The organism is Rhabdothermincola salaria, from assembly GCF_021246445.1.
GTDB lineage: Bacteria > Actinomycetota > Acidimicrobiia > Acidimicrobiales > Acidimicrobilacustridaceae > Rhabdothermincola_A > Rhabdothermincola_A salaria.
This window is the reverse complement of the sequence record NZ_JAJQXW010000001.1, coordinates 882,272-900,744: the sequence shown is the minus strand read 5'-3', so window position 1 is coordinate 900,744 and position 18,473 is coordinate 882,272. Positions and strand designations below refer to the sequence as shown.

The 18,473-nt window shown below is 72.5% G+C and carries 18 protein-coding genes; 6 read left to right on the top strand and 12 right to left on the bottom strand.

The genetic code is table 11. The features are described 5' to 3' along the window. Positions 1-14 precede the first annotated feature (14 nt). Positions 15-224 (bottom strand): hypothetical protein, encoded by a 210-nt coding sequence (locus LUW87_RS04135; protein WP_232669809.1) that lies wholly within the window; start codon positions 222-224, stop codon positions 15-17. 71 nt (positions 225-295) lie between these two features. Between LUW87_RS04135 and LUW87_RS04130 the strand changes: the two genes are divergently transcribed. The 3 genes from LUW87_RS04130 to LUW87_RS04120 are packed head-to-tail and all read left to right on the top strand — an operon-like array spanning position 296 to position 3,041. Beyond that, a complete protein-coding gene (locus tag LUW87_RS04130; protein WP_232669808.1) occupies positions 296-1,069 on the top strand; it encodes a DUF3109 family protein in 774 nt (257 codons plus the stop codon). Between the two features lie 3 nt (positions 1,070-1,072). Beyond that, positions 1,073-2,008 (top strand): AAA family ATPase, encoded by a 936-nt coding sequence (locus LUW87_RS04125; RefSeq protein WP_232669807.1) that lies wholly within the window; start codon positions 1,073-1,075, stop codon positions 2,006-2,008. A 10-nt stretch (positions 2,009-2,018) separates the two neighbouring features. After that, positions 2,019-3,041, top strand: coding sequence for a hypothetical protein (locus tag LUW87_RS04120; protein ID WP_232669806.1), 1,023 nt, complete (start codon positions 2,019-2,021; stop codon positions 3,039-3,041). 9 nt (positions 3,042-3,050) lie between these two features. Here the strand turns inward: LUW87_RS04120 and typA are convergent, their stop codons facing one another. Both typA and LUW87_RS04110 read right to left on the bottom strand, forming a co-directional pair. Next, a complete protein-coding gene (gene typA, locus LUW87_RS04115; RefSeq protein WP_232669805.1) occupies positions 3,051-4,871 on the bottom strand; it encodes a translational GTPase TypA in 1,821 nt (606 codons plus the stop codon). A gap of 135 nt (positions 4,872-5,006) precedes the next feature. After that, positions 5,007-5,192, bottom strand: a complete 186-nt coding sequence (locus LUW87_RS04110) for a hypothetical protein (protein ID WP_232669804.1) — start codon at positions 5,190-5,192, stop codon at positions 5,007-5,009. Positions 5,193-5,277: 85 nt separating this feature from the next. Between LUW87_RS04110 and LUW87_RS04105 the strand changes: the two genes are divergently transcribed. Then, on the top strand, positions 5,278-6,843 hold the full coding sequence (locus LUW87_RS04105; RefSeq protein WP_430300528.1) for an alpha-amylase family glycosyl hydrolase: 1,566 nt from the start codon (positions 5,278-5,280) through the stop codon (positions 6,841-6,843). A 3-nt stretch (positions 6,844-6,846) separates the two neighbouring features. On the opposite strand, the gene LUW87_RS04100 is transcribed toward LUW87_RS04105, so the two are convergent. The 8 genes from LUW87_RS04100 to LUW87_RS04065 all read right to left on the bottom strand — a co-directional run bounded on the left by LUW87_RS04100 (position 6,847) and on the right by LUW87_RS04065 (position 14,613). Then, the gene (locus LUW87_RS04100; RefSeq protein ID WP_232669802.1) at positions 6,847-8,007 is read right to left on the bottom strand and encodes a ribonuclease D; all 1,161 of its coding nucleotides are present in this window, start codon (positions 8,005-8,007) and stop codon (positions 6,847-6,849) included. A 70-nt stretch (positions 8,008-8,077) separates the two neighbouring features. Continuing rightward, positions 8,078-8,713, bottom strand: a complete 636-nt coding sequence (gene mobA / locus LUW87_RS19065; RefSeq protein ID WP_346742421.1) for a molybdenum cofactor guanylyltransferase — start codon at positions 8,711-8,713, stop codon at positions 8,078-8,080. Between the two features lie 17 nt (positions 8,714-8,730). After that, positions 8,731-9,996 (bottom strand): pyridoxal phosphate-dependent decarboxylase family protein, encoded by a 1,266-nt coding sequence (locus LUW87_RS19060; protein ID WP_232669800.1) that lies wholly within the window; start codon positions 9,994-9,996, stop codon positions 8,731-8,733. 80 nt (positions 9,997-10,076) lie between these two features. Continuing rightward, complete coding sequence (locus LUW87_RS04085) at positions 10,077-10,832, bottom strand: class I SAM-dependent methyltransferase (RefSeq protein ID WP_232669799.1); 756 nt, start codon at positions 10,830-10,832, stop codon at positions 10,077-10,079. 11 nt (positions 10,833-10,843) lie between these two features. Beyond that, positions 10,844-11,299: a DUF3151 domain-containing protein gene (locus LUW87_RS04080; RefSeq protein WP_232669798.1), complete on the bottom strand. Its 456-nt coding sequence runs from the start codon at positions 11,297-11,299 to the stop codon at positions 10,844-10,846. After that, on the bottom strand, positions 11,296-12,084 hold the full coding sequence (locus LUW87_RS04075; RefSeq protein ID WP_232669797.1) for an alpha/beta fold hydrolase: 789 nt from the start codon (positions 12,082-12,084) through the stop codon (positions 11,296-11,298). The genes LUW87_RS04080 and LUW87_RS04075 overlap by 4 nt, the downstream gene beginning before the upstream one ends. Before the next feature lie 220 nt (positions 12,085-12,304). Then, the gene (gene pyk / locus LUW87_RS04070; RefSeq protein ID WP_232669796.1) at positions 12,305-13,738 is read right to left on the bottom strand and encodes a pyruvate kinase; all 1,434 of its coding nucleotides are present in this window, start codon (positions 13,736-13,738) and stop codon (positions 12,305-12,307) included. Positions 13,739-13,827: 89 nt separating this feature from the next. Then, positions 13,828-14,613 (bottom strand): SirB1 family protein, encoded by a 786-nt coding sequence (locus LUW87_RS04065; RefSeq protein ID WP_232669795.1) that lies wholly within the window; start codon positions 14,611-14,613, stop codon positions 13,828-13,830. A 33-nt stretch (positions 14,614-14,646) separates the two neighbouring features. On the opposite strand from LUW87_RS04065, the gene LUW87_RS04060 reads away from it, so the two are divergent. Further along, entirely contained in the window at positions 14,647-15,414 is a 768-nt protein-coding gene (locus LUW87_RS04060; RefSeq protein WP_232669794.1) for a glycerophosphodiester phosphodiesterase family protein, read from the top strand. A gap of 33 nt (positions 15,415-15,447) precedes the next feature. Here LUW87_RS04060 and LUW87_RS04055 read toward each other — a convergent pair whose 3' ends face one another. Then, a complete protein-coding gene (locus tag LUW87_RS04055) occupies positions 15,448-16,821 on the bottom strand; it encodes an FAD-binding oxidoreductase (protein WP_232669793.1) in 1,374 nt (457 codons plus the stop codon). Positions 16,822-16,991: 170 nt separating this feature from the next. On the opposite strand from LUW87_RS04055, the gene LUW87_RS19055 reads away from it, so the two are divergent. Beyond that, positions 16,992-18,362 (top strand): lytic transglycosylase domain-containing protein, encoded by a 1,371-nt coding sequence (locus LUW87_RS19055; RefSeq protein ID WP_232669792.1) that lies wholly within the window; start codon positions 16,992-16,994, stop codon positions 18,360-18,362. Positions 18,363-18,473: the final 111 nt, after the last annotated feature.

The window sequence follows — 18,473 nt, the reverse complement described above, 5'->3', positions numbered from 1 at the left end:
GCGCAGGGCGCGGGTCAGGCCTCGGCGAAGCCGTCCTCGTCGGTGCGCAGGAGGTTGGCGGCCTTCTCCACGGCCCGTCGGGCCCGCGTGAGGCGCTTCTCGTCGACGGGGAGCTCGTGGCCGCCGGCATCGATGGACTCCCGCAACCGCACGATGGCCAGGTCGGCCAGCTCCTCGGCGATCCCCTCGAGCCGTTCCCGGATGTCGTCGAACTCTCCAGCCATCCCCCCATCCTGACCGATCGACCCCGGTAGCCTGCGCTCGCCCCCCCACCGTCGACCGACAGGCTCCCGTCGTGGCTCGAACATCCCTGCCGATCCCAGTCGTGCCCGCCGGGGCCGGCGACGTGCACGAGTGGCTCTCGTTCGACCACGGAGGTGACACCTACACCTTCGACGTGACCTTCTTGTCGTCGAACTGGACGTGCATCTACGGCGACGGCTGCCCCGGCATCGGTGAGGAACCCGACATCGAGCGCGAGTTGGGCTGTTGCAGCTGGGGGGCCCACTTCACCGGCAAGAAGGACCGCAAGCGCACGCTCGCCTACGCCGCTCTCCTGGGTGACGACGAGTGGCAGTACGCCGCCGAGGCAGAGGCGGTCGGAGGCCCCGTGTACCGCAACGAGCAGGGCACCTGGCAGACCCACGTCGTCGACGACGCCTGCATCTTCTTGAACCGTCCGGGTTTCCCCACCGGCGCCGGCTGCGCCCTGCACCAGGCCGCACTGCGCCGGGGCGAGAGCTTCCTCGACTGGAAGCCCGAGGTGTGCTGGCAGGTCCCGTTCCGCCTCGACTACCACCGCGACGACAACGACCACCTCACCTACATCCTGCGAGAGTGGAAGCGGCGCGACTGGGGCGCGGGGGGCGACGACTTCCACTGGTGGTGCACCGAGGACCCGACGGCCTTCGTCGGCCACGAGGCGGTCTACCAGGCGTGCCGGGCCGACATCGAGCGGCTTGTCGGAGTGGGCCCCTACGCCGTGCTGGCCGAGATCCTCGACGCCCGCACGAGCCCGGGGCTCCCGCATCCCGCGCTCAACCCCGACCACCACGAGGTCGAGAGGTAGCAGATGATCTCCTTCACCGCGGCCGCTCTCAAGGACGCCACCGACGACGCCGGGCTGCTCTTCCCCGACTACGTGCTCGAGCAGCTGGTGGCGGCCATCGACTCGGGCAAGCACGTGATCCTCACCGGCCCCCCCGGCACCGGCAAGACGACTCTGGCCTACCTGGCCGCCGAGGTGGCCCGCCAGGCCATGTTCTGCACGGGCTACCTGCCCACGACGGCCACCAGCGAGTGGACGACGTTCGAGACCATCGGCGGCCTCCAACCGACGCCCGAAGGGCTCATCTACCGTCCCGGCCTCTTCATCGATGCCATCCAGAGCGGCCGCTGGCTGGTGATCGACGAGCTCAACCGGTCCAACTTCGACCGCGCGTTCGGCCAGCTCTTCACCGTGCTGGCCGGATCCGCGGTCGTGCTGCCGTTCAAGCGCAAGGGCACCCCCGACCCGATCTCGCTGGTGCCGGCCGGTGTGGAGGTGCCCGAGAAGACCGACCCCATCCGGGTGCCGGCCAACTGGCGCATCATCGCCACCATGAACGTCTTCGACAAGAACCTGCTCTTCGACATGAGCTACGCCCTCATGCGCCGGTTCGCCTTCGTGGAGGTCGGCACGCCACCCGACGACGCCTACGTGGAGCTGCTCAAGGGCCCTGGCGAGATCGTCGCCCGTCTCCTCACCCTGCGCCAGTTCACCGATCTGGGCCCAGCCGTCTACCTCGACGCCGCCAAGTACGCAGCGCGACGGGCCAAGGACGGCCCCACCCCGTCGCGGCTCGTCTACGAGGTCTTCTACGCCTACTTCCTGCCGCAGTTCGAGGGCATGGAGGACCGCCGGGCCACCACCTTGTACCGCGTGGTGGCGGCCGAGCTCGACGAGCCGGAGCGCCTCGAGGCCCAGCGCACGATCCGCGAGGTCCTGGGCGTGGAGCTCTCGGTCTGAGATGCCGGCCGTGCCCGGTTCGGCGGTGAACGCCGACGAGGTCCCCGAACCGCCCGACGAGGCCTTCGTCGACCTCTACGACCGCCTGGCCAAGCCCTTCGACGTGATCGCCACCACTGCCGCCCTCACGGGCATGGGCCAGGTCGCGGTCGGTCAGATCGTCGGCTCGGCCCTGGCCACCGGTGCCGAGGCCCAGGAGCTGCTCGGATCGATGTCGCGCAACATCCGCTCGCTGGCCACCTCGTTGCAGTCCCACAACGAACGCTGCATCGGCGAGCTGCGGGGTCCGGTCCAGTGGAGCGAGACCATGTCGGCGCGGGCGTCGAGCTTCGGCGACCGCGACCTCTTCGTGTGCGCCACCCCGACCCGGGCCTACGACATCGACGAGAACCAGGTGCTCGTCGCCGGTCTCACCACGGTCGTCGAGGGCGCCCGAGCCGCCACCGAGCACGTCCGGAGCCCGTCGAGCGACCCACTCCTCGACGCCGCCCGGCGGGCCGGCAACGAGGCGAAGCGGTGGCTCGACCACCCGTCGTTGAGCGGTGTGTCACGGCGTCGTCCCGGGCCTCGGGCCCTGCGCCGCACCCGATCGGGCAAGCACCGCGGAACCTACGAGCCCGCGCTGGCGGTGCTCGACCGGGCGGCCGAGCCGTTGAGCGCCGCCGTCATCGCGGCCTGGCGCGACCAGCGCACCCGGGCCCAGCACCGGGTCGTGGTGGAGATCATCCGTCGCCTCGAGCGGGGTGGGCGCCGCCTCCCCGAGCTCCGGGTGGAACGGGGGGCGTTGTTCGCCGGTCCCGTGCAGTACCACCACAACCGGCGTCTCGGGGACCACGCGACGGTCTCGGGCATCACCATCGGGCGCCTCCTCGTCGACGTCCCCGCCCGCCTGCACGACCCGGACCGGGCCCGAGCCGAGATCGAGCTGGCCGGGCGCAGCGGCGGTCGACCGACCATGGTCATCATGGACGACGCCGACCTCGACGTGGCGGTCGCCCGGGCGGTGGAGCTCGCCACCACGCCCCGGCGCTGACCGCGCCGGCTACTTCTTGGCTCGGCGGCGGTCGCTCTCCTTGAGCAGTCGCTTGCGGATCCGGAGGTTCTTCGGGGTCACCTCGACGAGCTCGTCGTCGGCGATGAACTCGATGGTCGACTCCAGCGTGATCTCCCGCGGCGGGGTGAGCTTGATGGCTTCGTCGGCGGAGTGCGTGCGGATGTTGGTCTTCTGCTTCTCGCGGACGACGTTGACCTGCATGTCGTCGGATCGGGCGTTCTCGCCCACGATCATGCCCTCGTACACCGCTTCGCCCGGACCGACGAAGAGCTCGCCACGCTGCTGGAGGTTGTCGAGGGCGTAGCCGGTGGTGGTGCCCTGCCGGTCGGCGATCATGGCCCCGCCCTTGCGGGTGGGCAGGTCGCCCACCCAGGGGATCCACCCGGAGTGGTGCTGGTGCATCAACGCGGTGCCGCGCGTGGCGGTGAGCAGCTGGGAACGGAAGCCGATGAGGCCTCGGGAGGGAGCCTCGAGGGTCACGACGGTGCGCCCCGTGTCGCCGGGCCGCAGATCGCTCACCTTGCCCTTGCGGGGCGCGACCGCCTGGGTGACGGTGCCGACGTGCTCGTCGGGGACGTCGATGACGACGCGCTCGAGCGGCTCGTGGCGGGCGCCGTCGATCTCCTTGACGATGACCTCGGGTCGGCTGACCTGCAGCTCGTAGCCCTCTCGGCGCATGTTCTCGATGAGCACGGCCAGCTGGAGCTCGCCCCGCCCGGCCACCTCGATGATGTCGGGTGAGGACGTCTCGCCCAGCTTGATCGAGACGTTGCCCAGGACCTCGCGGTCGAGGCGTTCACGAAGGTGGCGGGAGGTGAGGTAGGTGCCCTCTTTGCCCGCCAGCGGCGAGGTGTTGACCCCGAAGGTCATGCGCAGCACCGGTTCGTCGACCGTGAGACGGGGCAGGGGCTTCGGGTCGCTGGGGTCGGCCAGGGTGTCGCCGATCTCGACCTCGGGGAAGCCCGCCACCACGAACAGGTCGCCGGCGCTGATGTCGCCGGCCTCTTCGCGGCCGATACCGGAGAAGCGCATGAGCTGGGTGAGCTTGCGGCGCAGCGGCGGCTGTCCGTCGTCCTCTTCGCAGAGCGCCACCTGGCTGCCGCGCACGAGGGTGCCCTGCACGACCCGGCCGATGGCCAGCCGGCCGAGGTAGTCGCTGGCGTCGAGGTTGGTGACGATGGCCTGCAGCGGGGCCGACGGGTCGCCCGTCGGCGCCGGCACGGTGTCGATGATGGCCTCGAACAACGGGCTGAGGTCGTCGTCCTCGCCCGGCATGCCCACGCCCGCCACGGCCTTGGCGTGGACGGCGATGGCCGAGATGACGGGGAACTCGATGGACGACTCGTCGGCGTCGAGATCGAGGAAGAGCTGGTAGATCTCGTCGAGGACCTCGTCGGGGCGAGCGTCCTGGCGGTCGACCTTGTTGAGGACGACGACGGCCGGCAGGCCGGCCGCCAGCGCCTTGGAGAGCACGTAGCGGGTCTGGGGCAGAGGACCCTCGGCGGCGTCGACCAGCAGGACCACCCCGTCGACCATGGTGAGGGCTCGCTCGACCTCGCCCCCGAAGTCGGAGTGACCCGGGGTGTCGACGAGGTTGATCCGGATGTCGTTCCAGGTGACCGAGGCCGCCTTGGCGAGGATGGTGATGCCCCGTTCACGTTCCTGGTCGTTGGAGTCCATGACCCGGTCGACGAGGGCCTGGTGGTCGCCGAACACGCCGCTGGTGCGCAGCAGCGCGTCGACGAGCGTGGTCTTGCCGTGGTCGACGTGGGCGACGAGGGCGACGTTGCGGAGGGGGATGTCGGTCACGGGGGGAGGCTCACTTCGCAATTGGACGAAGGGACGATCCTACCGGGGTGCCGGGGTGCCAGAGCCCGTGGAGACCTCGGCCTCGACGGGCGACGTCCCCACGATCACGCCTCGGTGGTCGAGGCGTGACCGATGTCACCAGGACGAGCCCTGGTCCACCTCTCGCTCGTACATGCACCACGAGGCGTGGTCGTGACCCGGGTCCGCGCCGCACTCCGGACAGGGCTCGGCATCGCGCGCATCGAGGATGGCGTCGAGATCGTCGTTGGTGCGCTTGAGTGCTCGGGCTTCTTCGAAGCGCCGATGTCGCCCCTTTTTCACGGGCCAGCTCCCGTCCTGATGTACGTAAGGTCCGCGAGTGTACCGGGCCCGAAGGTGGTCCCCGGTACATCCCCTCGACCGTAGGATCGGGCCGGTGAGCACCGAACCGTGGTGGAAGAGCGCAGTCGTCTACCAGATCTACCCCCGTTCCTTCGCCGACACCAACGGTGACGGGGTGGGCGACCTGGCCGGCGTGCGGGCCCACCTCGAGCACCTCGTGTGGCTCGGGGTGGACGCCATCTGGCTGTCCCCGTTCTACCGCTCCCCCATGGCGGACTTCGGCTACGACGTCGCCGACCACTGCGACGTGGACCCGGTCTTCGGGACGCTGGACGACTTCGACGCCCTCGTGGCCGATGCCCACGCGTCCGGCATCAAGGTGATCGTCGACTGGGTGCCCAACCACACCTCGGACCACCATCGGTGGTTCGTCGAGTCCCGTCAGGGGCGCACCAGTGCCAAGCGCGACTGGTACGTCTGGCGGGACCCGGCCCCCGACGGCGGCCCGCCCAACAACTGGGTGGCGGCCTTCGCCCCCGAGCCGGCCTGGACCTACGACGAGGCGAGCGGCCAGTACTACCTGCACTGCTTCCTGCCCGAGCAGCCCGATCTCGACTGGTCCAACCCCGAGGTCGAGGCCGCCATGCACGACGTGTTGCGCTTCTGGTTGGACCGGGGCGTGGACGGCTTCCGCATGGACGTCACCCACCTCATCGGCAAGGACCCCGAGCTGGCCGACGATCCCCCGGAGTACCTGCCGATCCCCCACTCTGCGCTGAACGATCGACCCGAGACGCATCCACTCTTGCGCCGCATCCGCACCCTGCTCGACGCCTACCCCGGCGACCGCATGATCGTGGGCGAAGTGTACCTGCTCGACACGGCGCTGGTGGCGCCGTACTACGGCGACGACGACGAGCTGCACCTGTCGTTCAACTTCCCGCCGTTGTTCACCCCCTGGGACGCCACCCAGTGGCGAGCCCAGATCGACAAGACCGTGGCCGAGCTCGAGCCCCTGTCGGCCTGGCCGACGTGGGTGCTGTCGAACCACGACAACCCGCGCCACCGGACCCGCTACGACGGCGACGAGGGGCGGGCCCGGGCGGCCGCCGTGCTCCTCCTGGGCCTGCGGGGCACGCCGTTCCTGTACGCCGGCGAAGAGCTCGGCCTGCTCGATGCGGAGGTGCCCGCCGATCGGGTGGTCGATCCCGGGGGTCGCGACGGGTGCCGGGCCCCGATCCCGTGGGAGCCCACCCTCGGCCACGGGTGGCCGGGCGAGCCCTGGCTCCCGTTCGCACCCGAGGCCCAGACCCGCAGCGTCGCCGACGAGAAGGCCGACCCCCACTCGATCCTGCACCTCTACCGCCGGCTCCTCGCCGCCCGTCGTGGCTCCGAGGCGCTGCAGCTCGGCGCTCAGCACATGCTCGCCGCGCCGGAGGGCGTCGTGGCCTGGACACGCCAGACGCCGGCCGGCGATCGTCGCGTGGTCGTGGTCAACTTCACCGACGCCGTGGTGAGGCTGGAGGGCACCGAGGCCCTGGCGGCCAGTGCCCACACGACGATCGAGGTGGCCTCCGACGGCCTCGGGGAGGGCGCCGCGTTCACCGGTGCTCTGGCCCCGGACCAGGCCGTGGTGCTGCGACCCGGCTGAGCGTCACCCCACCGGTCGGTGGGAGCGCTCCTCGATGACCAGCTCGCCGCCACCGGCGAAGGCCAGCGCCGCCTCGCCCTGGACGAGACGGCGGATGGGCTCGCCGACGATGTCGTTGCGCCAGCCCTGGGCCAGACGAGCGTCGACATCGCCGCGCAGGAGGGCCTCGAGGTCGGCTCTGGTGGCGAGCAGCGTGGTATCGAGCTCGAGGTCTCGGGCCAGCTGGGACACCCACGCCGAGACCAGGGCGACCGCCGGGCGCAGGTCGCGATCGAGGGGGCCGTTGCTCGGCTCGTCGGCGACCGGTGCCGGCCGGTCGGTGCCGGCTCGGACGGCGGCCAGGAGGCTCTCGACGGCGTCGTCGCGCAGACCCCGGTCGAGGCCGCGGATGCGCTCGAGGTCCTTGCGGTTGGACGGGGGCCGTTGGGCGATGCCGACCACGGCCATGTCGGCCAGGACGTAGCGCACCGGGATGTCGAGGCTGGCGGCGCGCCGCTCCCGCCAGGCGGCGACCGCCTGGGCGACGGAACGAGCCCGCCCCTTGAGCTGACGGGCCTCCTTGATGCGCCGCCAGGCCTCCTCGGGGTCGCGCTGGCCGCGCGTGCGGGCGAGGGCGGCGGCGCACTCGTCGAGCGCCCACTGGCGTCGGCCTCGACGCTCGAGGTCGTCGAGGAGCCGGTGCTCGACCTCCAGCAGGTGGGCGACGTCGTTGGCCGCGTAGGCCAGCTGCTCGTCGGTGAGGGGCCGGTGCAGCCAGTCGGTGAGGCGATCGGCTTTGCCGACGCGCACGTCGACGATCCGCTCGTACAGCGAGGCCAGCGAGGGGGTGCTCATCCCGACGAAGCCGGCGGCCAACTGCGTGTCGAAGAGGGTCGAGGGCACGGTGCCGCAGGCCAGTTCGAGCACTTCGAGATCCTGGTCGGCGGCGTGCAGCACGGCCGTGGCCGCACTGTCGAGGACCTCGGCGAACGGCGCCAGGTCGACGGCGAGCGGGTCGACGAGGACGAGCTCACCGGGCCAGGCCAGCTGCATGAGGGCGAGCTTCGGGTAGTAGGTGCGCTCGCGGTGGAACTCGGTGTCGAGGGCGTACTCGGGCTGGTCGAGCAGTGCGTCGATGACGGCCCGTAGCTGGGCGTCGGTGTCGACGATGCGATGGGAGGCCACCGGAGCGGTCAACGTCCGGGCGACGGACGGGCGGTCGTCGGTGCCCGGTCGGGTTGCGGTCGATCGTGGGTCACAGGGCCTCGTCAGGGAACAAGAGATCACGGCCCGATGAGCCCCGAGAGGGATCGTGGCCGAGGTCGTCAGCGTAGCGGGCCAGGTCCTGGGGGCTGTCGACATCGCCGACGGCGTCGTCGAGACCCTCGACACCCACCAGCGCCAGCTTCGGGAGCAGGCGACGGGGCGCGCGCTCGCCGGCGGCGAACGCCGCCCGCAGGACGGCACCGGCCTGCGACGGTCGCCACACCGCAGTGAGCGGTTGGGGGCGTCCCTCGACCAGGGCCGCGGCGACCGCCAGGGTCGGGTCGGCGGTGGCGGCCTCGACGAGTGCGCCGATCGTGCCGGCGTCGAGCCGGGGCATGTCGCAGGCGACGACGGCGACGAGGTCCGCGGGGGCGTCGGTGGCCGCCACCGCGTCGAAGGCGGTGAGGATGCCCCCGAGGGGCCCTTCGCCCGGGTGCTGGTCGGCGACCGGTCGGGCCCCCGGCGCGGCGTCGGCGAGCGCGGCACCGTCTCCGCCGATGAGCAGCACCTCGATCGCACCGGCGTCGGCCAGCGCGTCGGCGGCGACGGCGGCCAGGGACCGGCCGCGTACCCGCAGCAGCGCCTTGTCGCGTCCCATCCGGCGGGATGCGCCACCCGTGAGCACCGCCCCCACCCACGGTGTCACGGTGCAGGTGGGGCGCCGCCGTAGGTCGACGCCCTCCCCCGGCTGGCGTCGTGGTGGGCCACGGCGTCGGCGAGGTCGGCCAGGAAGCGGTCGACGACGTGGGCGTGGTACGGCGACACCATCAGGTGCAGCCCCCCTTCCTGGCGATCGAGGCCCCACCCCCGGTCGTCCATGACGTCGGCCACCCCGGCGATGTCGAGGACGGGTCGACCGTCGCCGTCTGCGGCCGCGCCGAACTCGAACAGCGAGAGGTCGGGCCGGTGGCGCACCTCGAGGCCGTCGATGGCGCCGATGCCGTTGCGGAAGCGAAGGGTGGTGTCGCGCACGACGCGGGCCTTGGCCTGGTAGCCGGTTCGCCCGAGGTGGCGGATGGTGGCCCATGCCCCGGCGATGGGCGCCGCCGGCCGCGTGCCCGCCGCGGTGGGTGACCCGTAGAGCCCGCCGGGCCAGTCGTCGTAGAGGAACCACTGCCGGCGCATCATTGCCGGGTCGCGGTAGAGCACGACCGACGCGCCCTTGAAGGCGTAGCCGTACTTGTGGATGTCGGCGGAGAGCGACGTCACCCCGGGGACCCGGAAGTCCCACGGGGGGACGCGTTCGCCGATCTCCTCCCAGAACGGGAGCAGCCAGCCGCCGAGGCAGGCGTCGACATGGCACGGCACGCCCCGGTCGGCGGCCGCGGCCGCCAGGTCGGCCACCGGGTCGATCACGCCGAACGGATAGCAGGGGGCGGACGCCACGACGAGGGCGCAGCGCTCGTCGAGCGCGTCGATCATGGCGGCGGGGTCGGCGCGACCGTCCGGACCGTGGGGGGTGCGGAGGTGGTCGAGCCCGAGGTAGTGGCAGGCCTTGGCGAAGGCAGGGTGCGCCGTGGCGGCGGTGAGGACGCTCGGGTTCTCGACCCCGCGCGCCCGGGCGGCCTCACGGGCGGTGTGCACGGCCAGGAAGATGCTCTCGGTGCCGCCCGACGACATCGAACCGTCGCCTCCCTCGAGGTGGACCAGGGCGGAGGCCATGGCCACCACCTCGGCCTCCATGCGGCGCAGGCTGGGGAAGGCGAAGGGGTTCAGGGCGTTCTCGGCCAGGAACATCGAACCGACGGCGTCGTGGAGGGTCTCGAGCTCGGCGTCGTCGGCGTTGTAGACGAGGCTGAAGGCCCGGCCTCCCCGCCAGTCGGCATCGTCGGCCCGCAGCTCGCGGATCGCCTCGAGCAGCTCTTCGGTCGGTTGGCCCCTCGCGGGGAACGAGGCTGGCTCGGCCACGGGTCGTCCTCCCCCTGGTGATCCGTCGCCGAACTGCATCGGCAGGTTCTATCCTCCCACCCCGATTCGACGACGCACCACTAGAAGGGCCAGGGCTTGTCGTCGGGGAAGCCCAGGGCCCGGGCCACGGGGCGCAGACGAGCCTGGATCAGCACCTTGATGACCACGTTGCTGGCGAACCACGGGAGCTGGGCCGCCTGGGCCAGGGCCGAGCGGCGGCGCTGGTCGGCCGCGAGCGGCACCTTGCGGTACTCGGCCATGGAGCCCGAGCGCCCCACGTACTGCCACTGGTCCGACGGTGCGAGCGTCGCCAGCAAGGCGAGCGTCACGCCGATGGAGCTGAACGAGTCGTGGATCAACATGGTGCCGCCCGGTACGACTCGTGCGCCCCACGTGACGATGTCGTCGCGGGCCGGCGCGAACCGGTGGGCCCCGTCGATGTAGAGCAGGTCGATGTCGCCCTCGACCGCGTCGTGGGCCGCGTCGGAGAACTGGCGCACGTAGTCGACCCGGCCCCGTACGCCGGCGCGCTCGAGGTTGGCCAGGAACACCGTGTGGTCGGTCTCGGCCTCGGCCTCCTTGCCCTCGATCTCCTGGGGACCCCGGTCGTTGCCCGCGTGCGGGTCGATGGCCACCAGCCGGGCGGTGTCGGGCAGGCCGAGAGCGGTGATGACCGTGGAGCGGCCCCGGAAGCTGCCGATCTCCACTGCTCGCGCGCCCGGCTGCAGCCGGCGGGCGCTGTCCCAGAGTCGGCGGGCCTGGTCGTCGGTGAGCCAGCCCTCGATGCCATCGAGGGTCGGGAGGGCGTCGGCGAAGGTGGTGGGAGCGTCGAGCACGACGCAGGACCCTACCGTCCGTCCGGGGTCCCGGAAGGGGGCCAGCTCGGGTCGAGCTGGCGCAGGAAGAGCTCGCACCGTTCGGCTTCGTCGTCCTCGCCGATGACGGCGGCCTGCGCGGCCAGCCCGGCGAGCGACCGGAGGAAGCCACGGTTGGACGGGTGCTGCCAGCGCACGTAGCCCGACCCGCGCCACCCGTTGGCCCGGAGGGCGTCGAGTCCCCGGTGGTAGCCCACCCGGTAGGCGGCATAGCGCTCGACGGGGTCGCGGCCGAGGTCTCCGAGGGTGGCCCACGCCTCGCTCCAGCGCGGGTGGTCGGCCACGATCGCGGCCACCTCCGCTCGACGCTGGTCCTCGCCGGCGGCGACCGCCTCGTCGAGGCGTCGGCGGACCTCCGCGCCCTCGGTGGGAAGCACCGTCTCGGGTGGTCCGGAGGCGGAGAGGTTGACCGGTGTCGTGTCGCTCATGATGGGGCGAGCCTAGTGATCGCCGGCCGCGGAACCGCCCGGTGGATGAGGTCGGCGACCGCACCGGGGTGGGTCAGGTGAGCGCCGTGGCCGGCCCCGTCGAGATCGACCAGCACGGCGTCGGGCAGGACGGCGGCCAGCTCCTCGGCGCCCCGCCGGTGGTGGGCGGCCGACTCGGTGCCTCGGGCCACCACCACCGGCACGTGCACGTCGTCGGGGCGGAACGGCGCCGCGGCGGTGCGCAAGGCGGCCATCTCGGCGAGCAGGGCCGGTCCTTCGGCGCGGCGGGCGGCGCGGGTGCGGGCGGGCAGCCGCTGCCAGAGCTCGTCGCCGATCATGCGCCGCATGAACGCCTCGGCTGCCCCACCGGGGTCGTCGCCGTGGTCGTGGACGGCGCGACTCCCGGCACTGCTGCGAGGCCACCACGACACCCAGGACAGCGGGGCCTCGTAGGCCACCACGGCCGGGACCACGTCGGGCCGTCGGGCGGCGGCGGCCAGGGCCACCACGCCGCCGAGGCTGTGCCCGAACACGACCGCGGGCACGTCTCCCACCACGGCGAGCAGATCGTCGACGTGAGCCGTGATCGTGTCGGCGGTGCCGGCGTCGATCGACCCGCCGTAGCCCCGCCGGTCGTACACCGTGCAGTCGAGGTCGGGAAGGCGGCGGACCACCTTGCGCAGCGAGCTGGCCCGATCCATGGTGCCGTGGACCAGGACGACCCGATCTGCCCCGGCGACCCGTTGGTGGCTCACGGCGAGGCCGCGGATGGTGAGCTGTTCCACCCCGCCATGGTGGCCCAGAGCGGTCGGTGACCAGACCTCGGCCTGCGGGCGACGACCAGGTGAAAGGACCCTGGTCCTGATCGCCGGGACCTCTGCGTTCGCCGGAGGGGTCACCTTCGTGTTGCGCTCCGCAGCCGTCCTCCCGGCGTCCGCGGCGAGGACGGCCGACGCCGCCTGAGGCACCGGGGAGCCCCGGTGACTGCCGGCAGGGCTGCGACGGTCAGGGGATGCGCACGATCCTGACCGTGTCGGTGACGCGGCCCTTGTGGATGCCCGAGCCGGCGAGGACCACGACCACGTCGCCCGAGTGCACGTCGCCCTCGGCGACAGCGTGGTCGATGGCCTCGGGCACGAGCTCCTCGGTGAGCAGACCGCCCTCGAGGTGGTAGGGCTTGGTGCCCCAGCTCATCGAGAGCTGGTTCACCGTGCGAGGGTCGGTGGAGAACCCGAGGATCTTCGCCTGGGGTCGGAACCGGGCGATGGAGCGCACGGTGAACCCGCTGCGCGACAGGCAGATGATGGCCTTGGCCCCCACCCCGTTGGCCGCCCGGTGGGCCGCCGAGGTCATGGCGTCGGTGATCGAGTCCTCGACCACGTCGGTGGGGTCGAGGTGCAGTTCGGCGAGCCCCTGGGACCAGCCGGGGTAGTCGAACTCCTCGTCGGCTCGGGCGGCGATGCGCGACATCATGCCCACCACGTGGATGGGGTCGACACCGATGGCGGTCTCGCCGGAGAGCATGAGCGTCGACGAGCCGTCGAAGACGGCGTTGGCCACGTCGGAGGCCTCGGCTCGTGTCGGGCTGGGGGCCTGCACCATCGACTCCAGCATCTGCGTGGCCGTGATGACCGGGCGGCCGACCGTGATGCAGCGGCGGATGATCTCCTTCTGGAGGTGGGGCAGCTCCTCGATCGGGAACTCCGAGCCGAGGTCGCCACGGGCGACCATGACCGCCCCGGATGCCTCGATGATGGAATCGAGGTTCTCCACCGCCGCCCGGGTCTCGATCTTGGCCACCACGAGCGGACCCCGCGGGTAGGGCTCGGTGCCGATGCGGCGCACGTCGTGGGCTGAGCGGACGAACGACAGGGCCAACATGTCCACGCCGGCGTCGACGAACGCATCGGCCAACCGGAAGTCCTCGGGGGTCGGGGTGGGGATGCGGAGGCGGTCCGAGGGGATGTGGATGCCGGGACGCCCCTTGACGAGGCCGCCGTGGATGATGCGCACCTCGAGGAGGTCGCCCTTGCGTCCGAGGCACTGGGCCTGCACGGCGCCGTCGCCGAAGGTGAGCAGGTCTCCGTCGTGGATGTCGGTGAGCAGCTCGTCGTAGTCGACCTGGATGACCTCGGGGGTGCTGTCGCTGCGCCCCGGGGTGAGCGACACGACCATGCCGTCGGTGAGGTGGAGGCCCTCGCTGGGCATGCGCCCGGCGCGGACCTTGGGCCCGGGCAGGTCGGCGAGGATGCCGATCGGCTTGCCGGACTCCTCGGCGACCTTGCGGATGCGGTGGTAGCGATCGAGGGCCAGCTCGAGGGTCTCGTGGGCCAAGCCGATGCGGGCGATGTCCATGCCCGCATCGATCATGCCGCGCAGGGTCTTCTCGTCGTCGGAGGCGGGACCGATGGTGGCGATGATCTTCGTGCGGCGGGGCATGCCCCGAACGCTACCGGCCGGGGTGGGTGCCCGGATCAGGGTTGGCGTGACGGGCTGGTGAACTCCACCAGCCGCGGGTGGCCGTGGCGTCAGTTGAGCCGGGATCGCAGGCGGACGGCCGCCTGCGCGTGCTCTGCGGCTCTCGGGCCGGCGGTGCTGCGAGCCAGGTGCTCGAGCTCGTCGGCGGCGGCGGCGAAGCCCCCGGTGGCGGCGAGCACCTCGGCCAGCTCGGCTCGCTCCGCAGGCGGCACCCCGGGCACGAAGGTGCGCAGGCGCAGCACCCAGGCCAGCGCCGAAGGGGTACGGCGGGCGGTGTAGACGGCGCGCAGGTTCGCCAGCATGCGCGCCGCGATGGCATGGGCGCCGACGGGCTGCAGGTAGGACGGGTGGAAGGCGGCGTCGGGTCCCTGCAAGGAGCGGAAGATGCGCTCGCAGCCCGCGGCGTCGAGCACGTTGCCGCCGTGGAAGGGGTCGAGGTAGACGTCGTGGTCGACGCGGTCGCCCACGAGGAAGTGGCCGGGCATCCCGACGCCCACCAGGGGCACGCCCACGCGACGGCCGACCCCGATGGTCAGCACGGCCAGGCTGATCGGCAGGCCCAGGCGACGCCGCACCACCTGGTCGAGGTAGGAGTTGTCGGGGTCGTGGTAGTCGCTGCGGTTCCCCCGGAACCCGAGGTCGTCGAACAGGCGGGCTCTCAACCCGTCGAGGGTCGGGACACGGACACCATCGGCGAGTCGGTCGAGCCGGACGGTCTCCTCGACCAGGTCGAGGGCGGGCCGGGCATGGGCGGCGATGAGCAGGGCCACCTCGTCGGGGTGCACCGCAGCCTCGGGTGTTGCCATGAGCTCGGCGAAGCGCTCGGTGGCCTCCACCGCGCCGAGGGTACCGCCACTACCGTGCCCGCCATGGGTGAGACCGGTCGCACACGTCCTGCCTTCCTCGACCATCCCGGTCCGCTGGCGATCGCCCATCGCGGCGGGGCGGGCGACTGGCCCGAGAACACGATGCCCGCCTTCGCCGCGGCGGTGGAGCTCGGCTACCGCCACGTGGAGACCGATGTCCACGTGACCGCCGACGGTGTGGTCGTGGCCTTCCACGACGAGCGCCTCGACCGGGTGACGGACCGCTCGGGGCTCATCCGGGAGCTCCCCTACGCCGACGTGCGCCGGGCCCGGGTGGGCGGGACCGAGGTGGTCCCCCGCCTCGATGAAGTGCTGCTGTCCTGGCCGGAGCTCTTCGTGAACATCGATCCGAAGCACGATTCCGTGGTCGAGCCGCTCGCCGAGGTGCTCCAACGGTCCGGGTCGGTCGAGCGGGTCTGCATCGGAGCCTTCTCCGACCGGAGGATCGCCCGGCTGCGGGCCATGCTCGGGCCTTCCCTGTGCACCGGCATGGGGCCGGCGGCCATCGCCCGGCTCCGGGCCGCCGGCTACGGGCTGCCGTACCGCCCCACCGAGGACTGCGCCCAGGTCCCCACCCACCAGGGACCGATCCCCATCGTCGACGAGCGCTTCGTGCGCCGGGCCCACCAGCTCGGGGTGGCGGTGCACGTCTGGACGATCGACGACGCCGTCGAGATGGAGCGCCTCCTCGACCTCGGCGTCGACGGCATCATGACCGATCGCCCTCGCGTGCTGAAGGACGTGCTGGTGGCACGGGGGCAGTGGCCCTGAGGGGTCACGCGGGCGAGGCCGGCCCGCATCGCCTCAGCACAACACGTTGGGGTTGAGGATGCCGGCGGGGTCGAGCGCGGTGCGGATGGCCCGGAAGGCGGAGAGCTCGGCGGTCGACCGGCTCAGGTGGAGCCATCGCCGCTTGGCGGTGCCGATGCCGTGCTCGGCGCTGATGGACCCGTCGTGGCGGGCCACCAGGTTCAGCACGGCGTCGTCGACGCGCTCGTCGTGGGGATCGACGCCGGTCACGTTCACGTGCACGTTGCCGTCACCGAGGTGGCCGAAGAGCCACACCTGGGCGCGGGGGTCGAGGGCCGCCACCACGGAACGGACCTCACCGCAGAACTCGGCGAGGCGGTCGGCGGGAAGGGTCACGTCCAGCTTGTGGGGCGGACCGAGTGTGTTGATGGCCGTCGTGTGCTCCTCGCGGAGCGCCCACAGCTCGGCTCGTCGTGGCCCGTCGAGGGCGACCGCCACGTCGCCGACGCCGGGGGCGGACCCGACCAGCTCGGCCAGCTCGTCGGTGGGGTCGTGGCGACCGGCCGCCTCGACGAGCACGTACCAGCGGGGGTCGCCGGCGAGCGGGAGGCTCCTCCCCGACCGAGCGGCCACGAGCTTCACGCCGTCGTCGCTCATGAGTTCGGCTGCGTTGAGGTCCGGGAGCTGGCGGCGCCACCTCCCCACGGCCTCGACGGCGTCGCCGACCTGCTCGAAGCCGCAGAGGGCGACGACGTGGTGGGTGTCGACGGGTACCAGGGCCAGGCGCACGGCGGTGAGCACCGCCAGCGTGCCTTCGCTGCCGCAGAGCAGCTGCCCGAGGTCGTAGCCGGTGTTGTCCTTGGTCAGCCCGGCGAGGTGGCGCACGATCCCGGCGTTGCCCAGGACGGCCTCGTGGCCCACGACGTGGCGACGCATCGCCCCGTGGCGCACGACGTGAAGGCCCCCGGCGTTGGTGGCGACCATGCCCCCGACGGTCGCCGAGTCGCGGGCCGCCAGATCCACGGCGAGGCGCAGGTCGTGACGACCCGCCGCCTGCTGGACTGCGGCGAGGGTGGCACCGGCGCCGACGGTGACCTGCGCGGCCAAGGTGTCGACGGCCCCGACCGTGTCGAGCCGGCGTAGGGAGAGCACGAGCTCGCCACGGAGGGGCACCGAGCCACCCACCAGCCCGGTGTTGCCACCCTGGGGCACCAGAGGCAGGCCGTGGTCACGGCAGATCGCGACGACGGCGGCGACTTCGGCGGTGTCGGCGGGCCTCAGCAGCGCCGGCGCCCGGCCACGGAAGCGTCCGGTCCAGTCGGTGCTGTGGGCCCCCACGACGTCGGGGTCGAGGACCAGGCCGTCGGGCCCGAGGACGTCGTGCAGCGCCGAGCGAGCAGGGCCGGGGAGTGCCGGGGCGACGTCCATGGGGCCATGGTGGCGCGTGCGGCGATCCCGATGGGGCGTCAGCGCTCGGCCCGCACCGAAAGTTTCGGGGCCAACGTGCCGATGACGTAGGAGTGAACCCTCGGCGTCGACCTGCCCTGCGACGCGTCGCGACCCTTGCCACGGCCTCGGACCGGGGTGAGGCTGGGCGGGTGATCGTGTCCTCCCAGCCCCCTCGGAGGCGGCGCGCTCGCGCCCGACAGATCGGCGCCGGGCTCTCCGTGGCCCTGTCCCTCACGGTGGTCGCCCCATCGCTGCTGGCGGTGTCCGGCGCCCAGGAGGCGGTCGTGGTCGACGACCCCCGCCTGCACCCCTCGCTGGCCGGGGTGGAGGTCAGCGGCTCCGGCCGGCAGTCGGTGGTGGGCGCAGTTCGCGGGGCCGAGGCCCGGGTGGGCGAGGCGCGCACCGCCCTGGCCGAGACCGATGCGGCCCTCGTCGACGCGACGACCCGCCGAGGCGACCTGGAGCAGACTCTGGCGGCGGCCCGCGACGAGCACGCCGTCGCGACCGAGCGAGCGGCCTCGGTGCGGGCGCGCCTGCGGCAGCTGGCCGTGCACAGCTACACGCGGGGCAACTCGGCGCCTCCGGACGGGATCGATCTCGAGCGGGTCAACGCCGAGATGCGCCAACAGGCGCTGGTGAACACCGTGAGCACGGGCCAACAGGCCGACCTGCGGGCGACCGTCGCCGTCGTCGATCGCTCCCGCGTCGTGATCGAGGAGTCGACGGCGGCGCTCGACGCCCTGGGCCCGGCGATCGCGGGGCTCGAGGCGCGACGCGCCGAGCAGTCCGCCGCGCTGGACGCCGCCGGGTCGGACCTGGCTCGCAGTCGCCAGGCGCTCGCCGACTGGCGCATCGGGGCCGACGTGGCGGGCAGCGACATCCCCCTGGTCGTGCTCGACGCCTACGTGAAGGCCGCCGAACGCATCTCGGCCGAGCGTCCCGAGTGCGGGCTGCAGTGGTGGGGTCTCGCCGGAATCGGCAAGGTCGAGACCCGCCATGCGACCTACCTCGGGACGAGGCCGGGCCCGGACGGGGTCACGCTGCGCCAGATCATCGGCATCCCCCTCGACGGCACCAACGACACGGCGGTGATCACCGACTCCGACGGTGGGCTGCTCGACGGCGACCCGGTGTGGGACCGGGCGGTCGGGCCGATGCAGTTCATCCCGGGCACCTGGCGGACCCAGGGTCGCGACGCCGACGGGGACGGGCGGGCCGACCCGCACAACGTCTACGACGCCGCCCTCTCCGCCGCGGGACTGCTCTGTGGGGCCGCCGGCAGCGGGCTCGATCAGGCCCCGGTGCTGCGCCAGGCGGCGCTCGCCTACAACGCGTCGGGGGCCTACGCCGACCTGGTGGTGCGGACGGCCTTCGACTACGCGGCACGAGCCGACCAGCTCATCCCCCCGCTCCCCGACCTCAGTTGGCTGCTGGATCCCCCGGCCGAGCCGCCGGCCGAGCTGCCGGACCCGGCGGCGGGCCCCGTCGTGGTCGGGCCGCCGGTCGTCGCGACCCCGTGAGCCGCCGCGACCAGGCCGCCCACCGTTGTTGACACTCCGCAAGTAGGAGGGCATGCTGGCTCGTCCTGTGACGAACGCCACAGGATGGAAGGGGCGGGCCTGCGCAGCGGC

What these genes read in the sequence shown, in the direction of transcription:
- LUW87_RS04125 (WP_232669807.1), top strand. Translation starts at nt 1,073, where the DNA reads ATGATCTCCTTCACCGCGGCCGCTCTCAAGGACGCCACCGACGACGCC.
- LUW87_RS04080 (WP_232669798.1), bottom strand. Translation starts at nt 11,299, where the DNA reads ATGAGCGACACGACACCGGTCAACCTCTCCGCCTCCGGACCACCCGAG.
- pyk (WP_232669796.1), bottom strand. Translation starts at nt 13,738, where the DNA reads ATGCCCCGCCGCACGAAGATCATCGCCACCATCGGTCCCGCCTCCGAC.
- LUW87_RS04060 (WP_232669794.1), top strand. Translation starts at nt 14,647, where the DNA reads ATGGGTGAGACCGGTCGCACACGTCCTGCCTTCCTCGACCATCCCGGT.
- LUW87_RS04135 (WP_232669809.1), bottom strand. Translation starts at nt 224, where the DNA reads ATGGCTGGAGAGTTCGACGACATCCGGGAACGGCTCGAGGGGATCGCC.
- LUW87_RS04055 (WP_232669793.1), bottom strand. Translation starts at nt 16,821, where the DNA reads ATGGACGTCGCCCCGGCACTCCCCGGCCCTGCTCGCTCGGCGCTGCAC.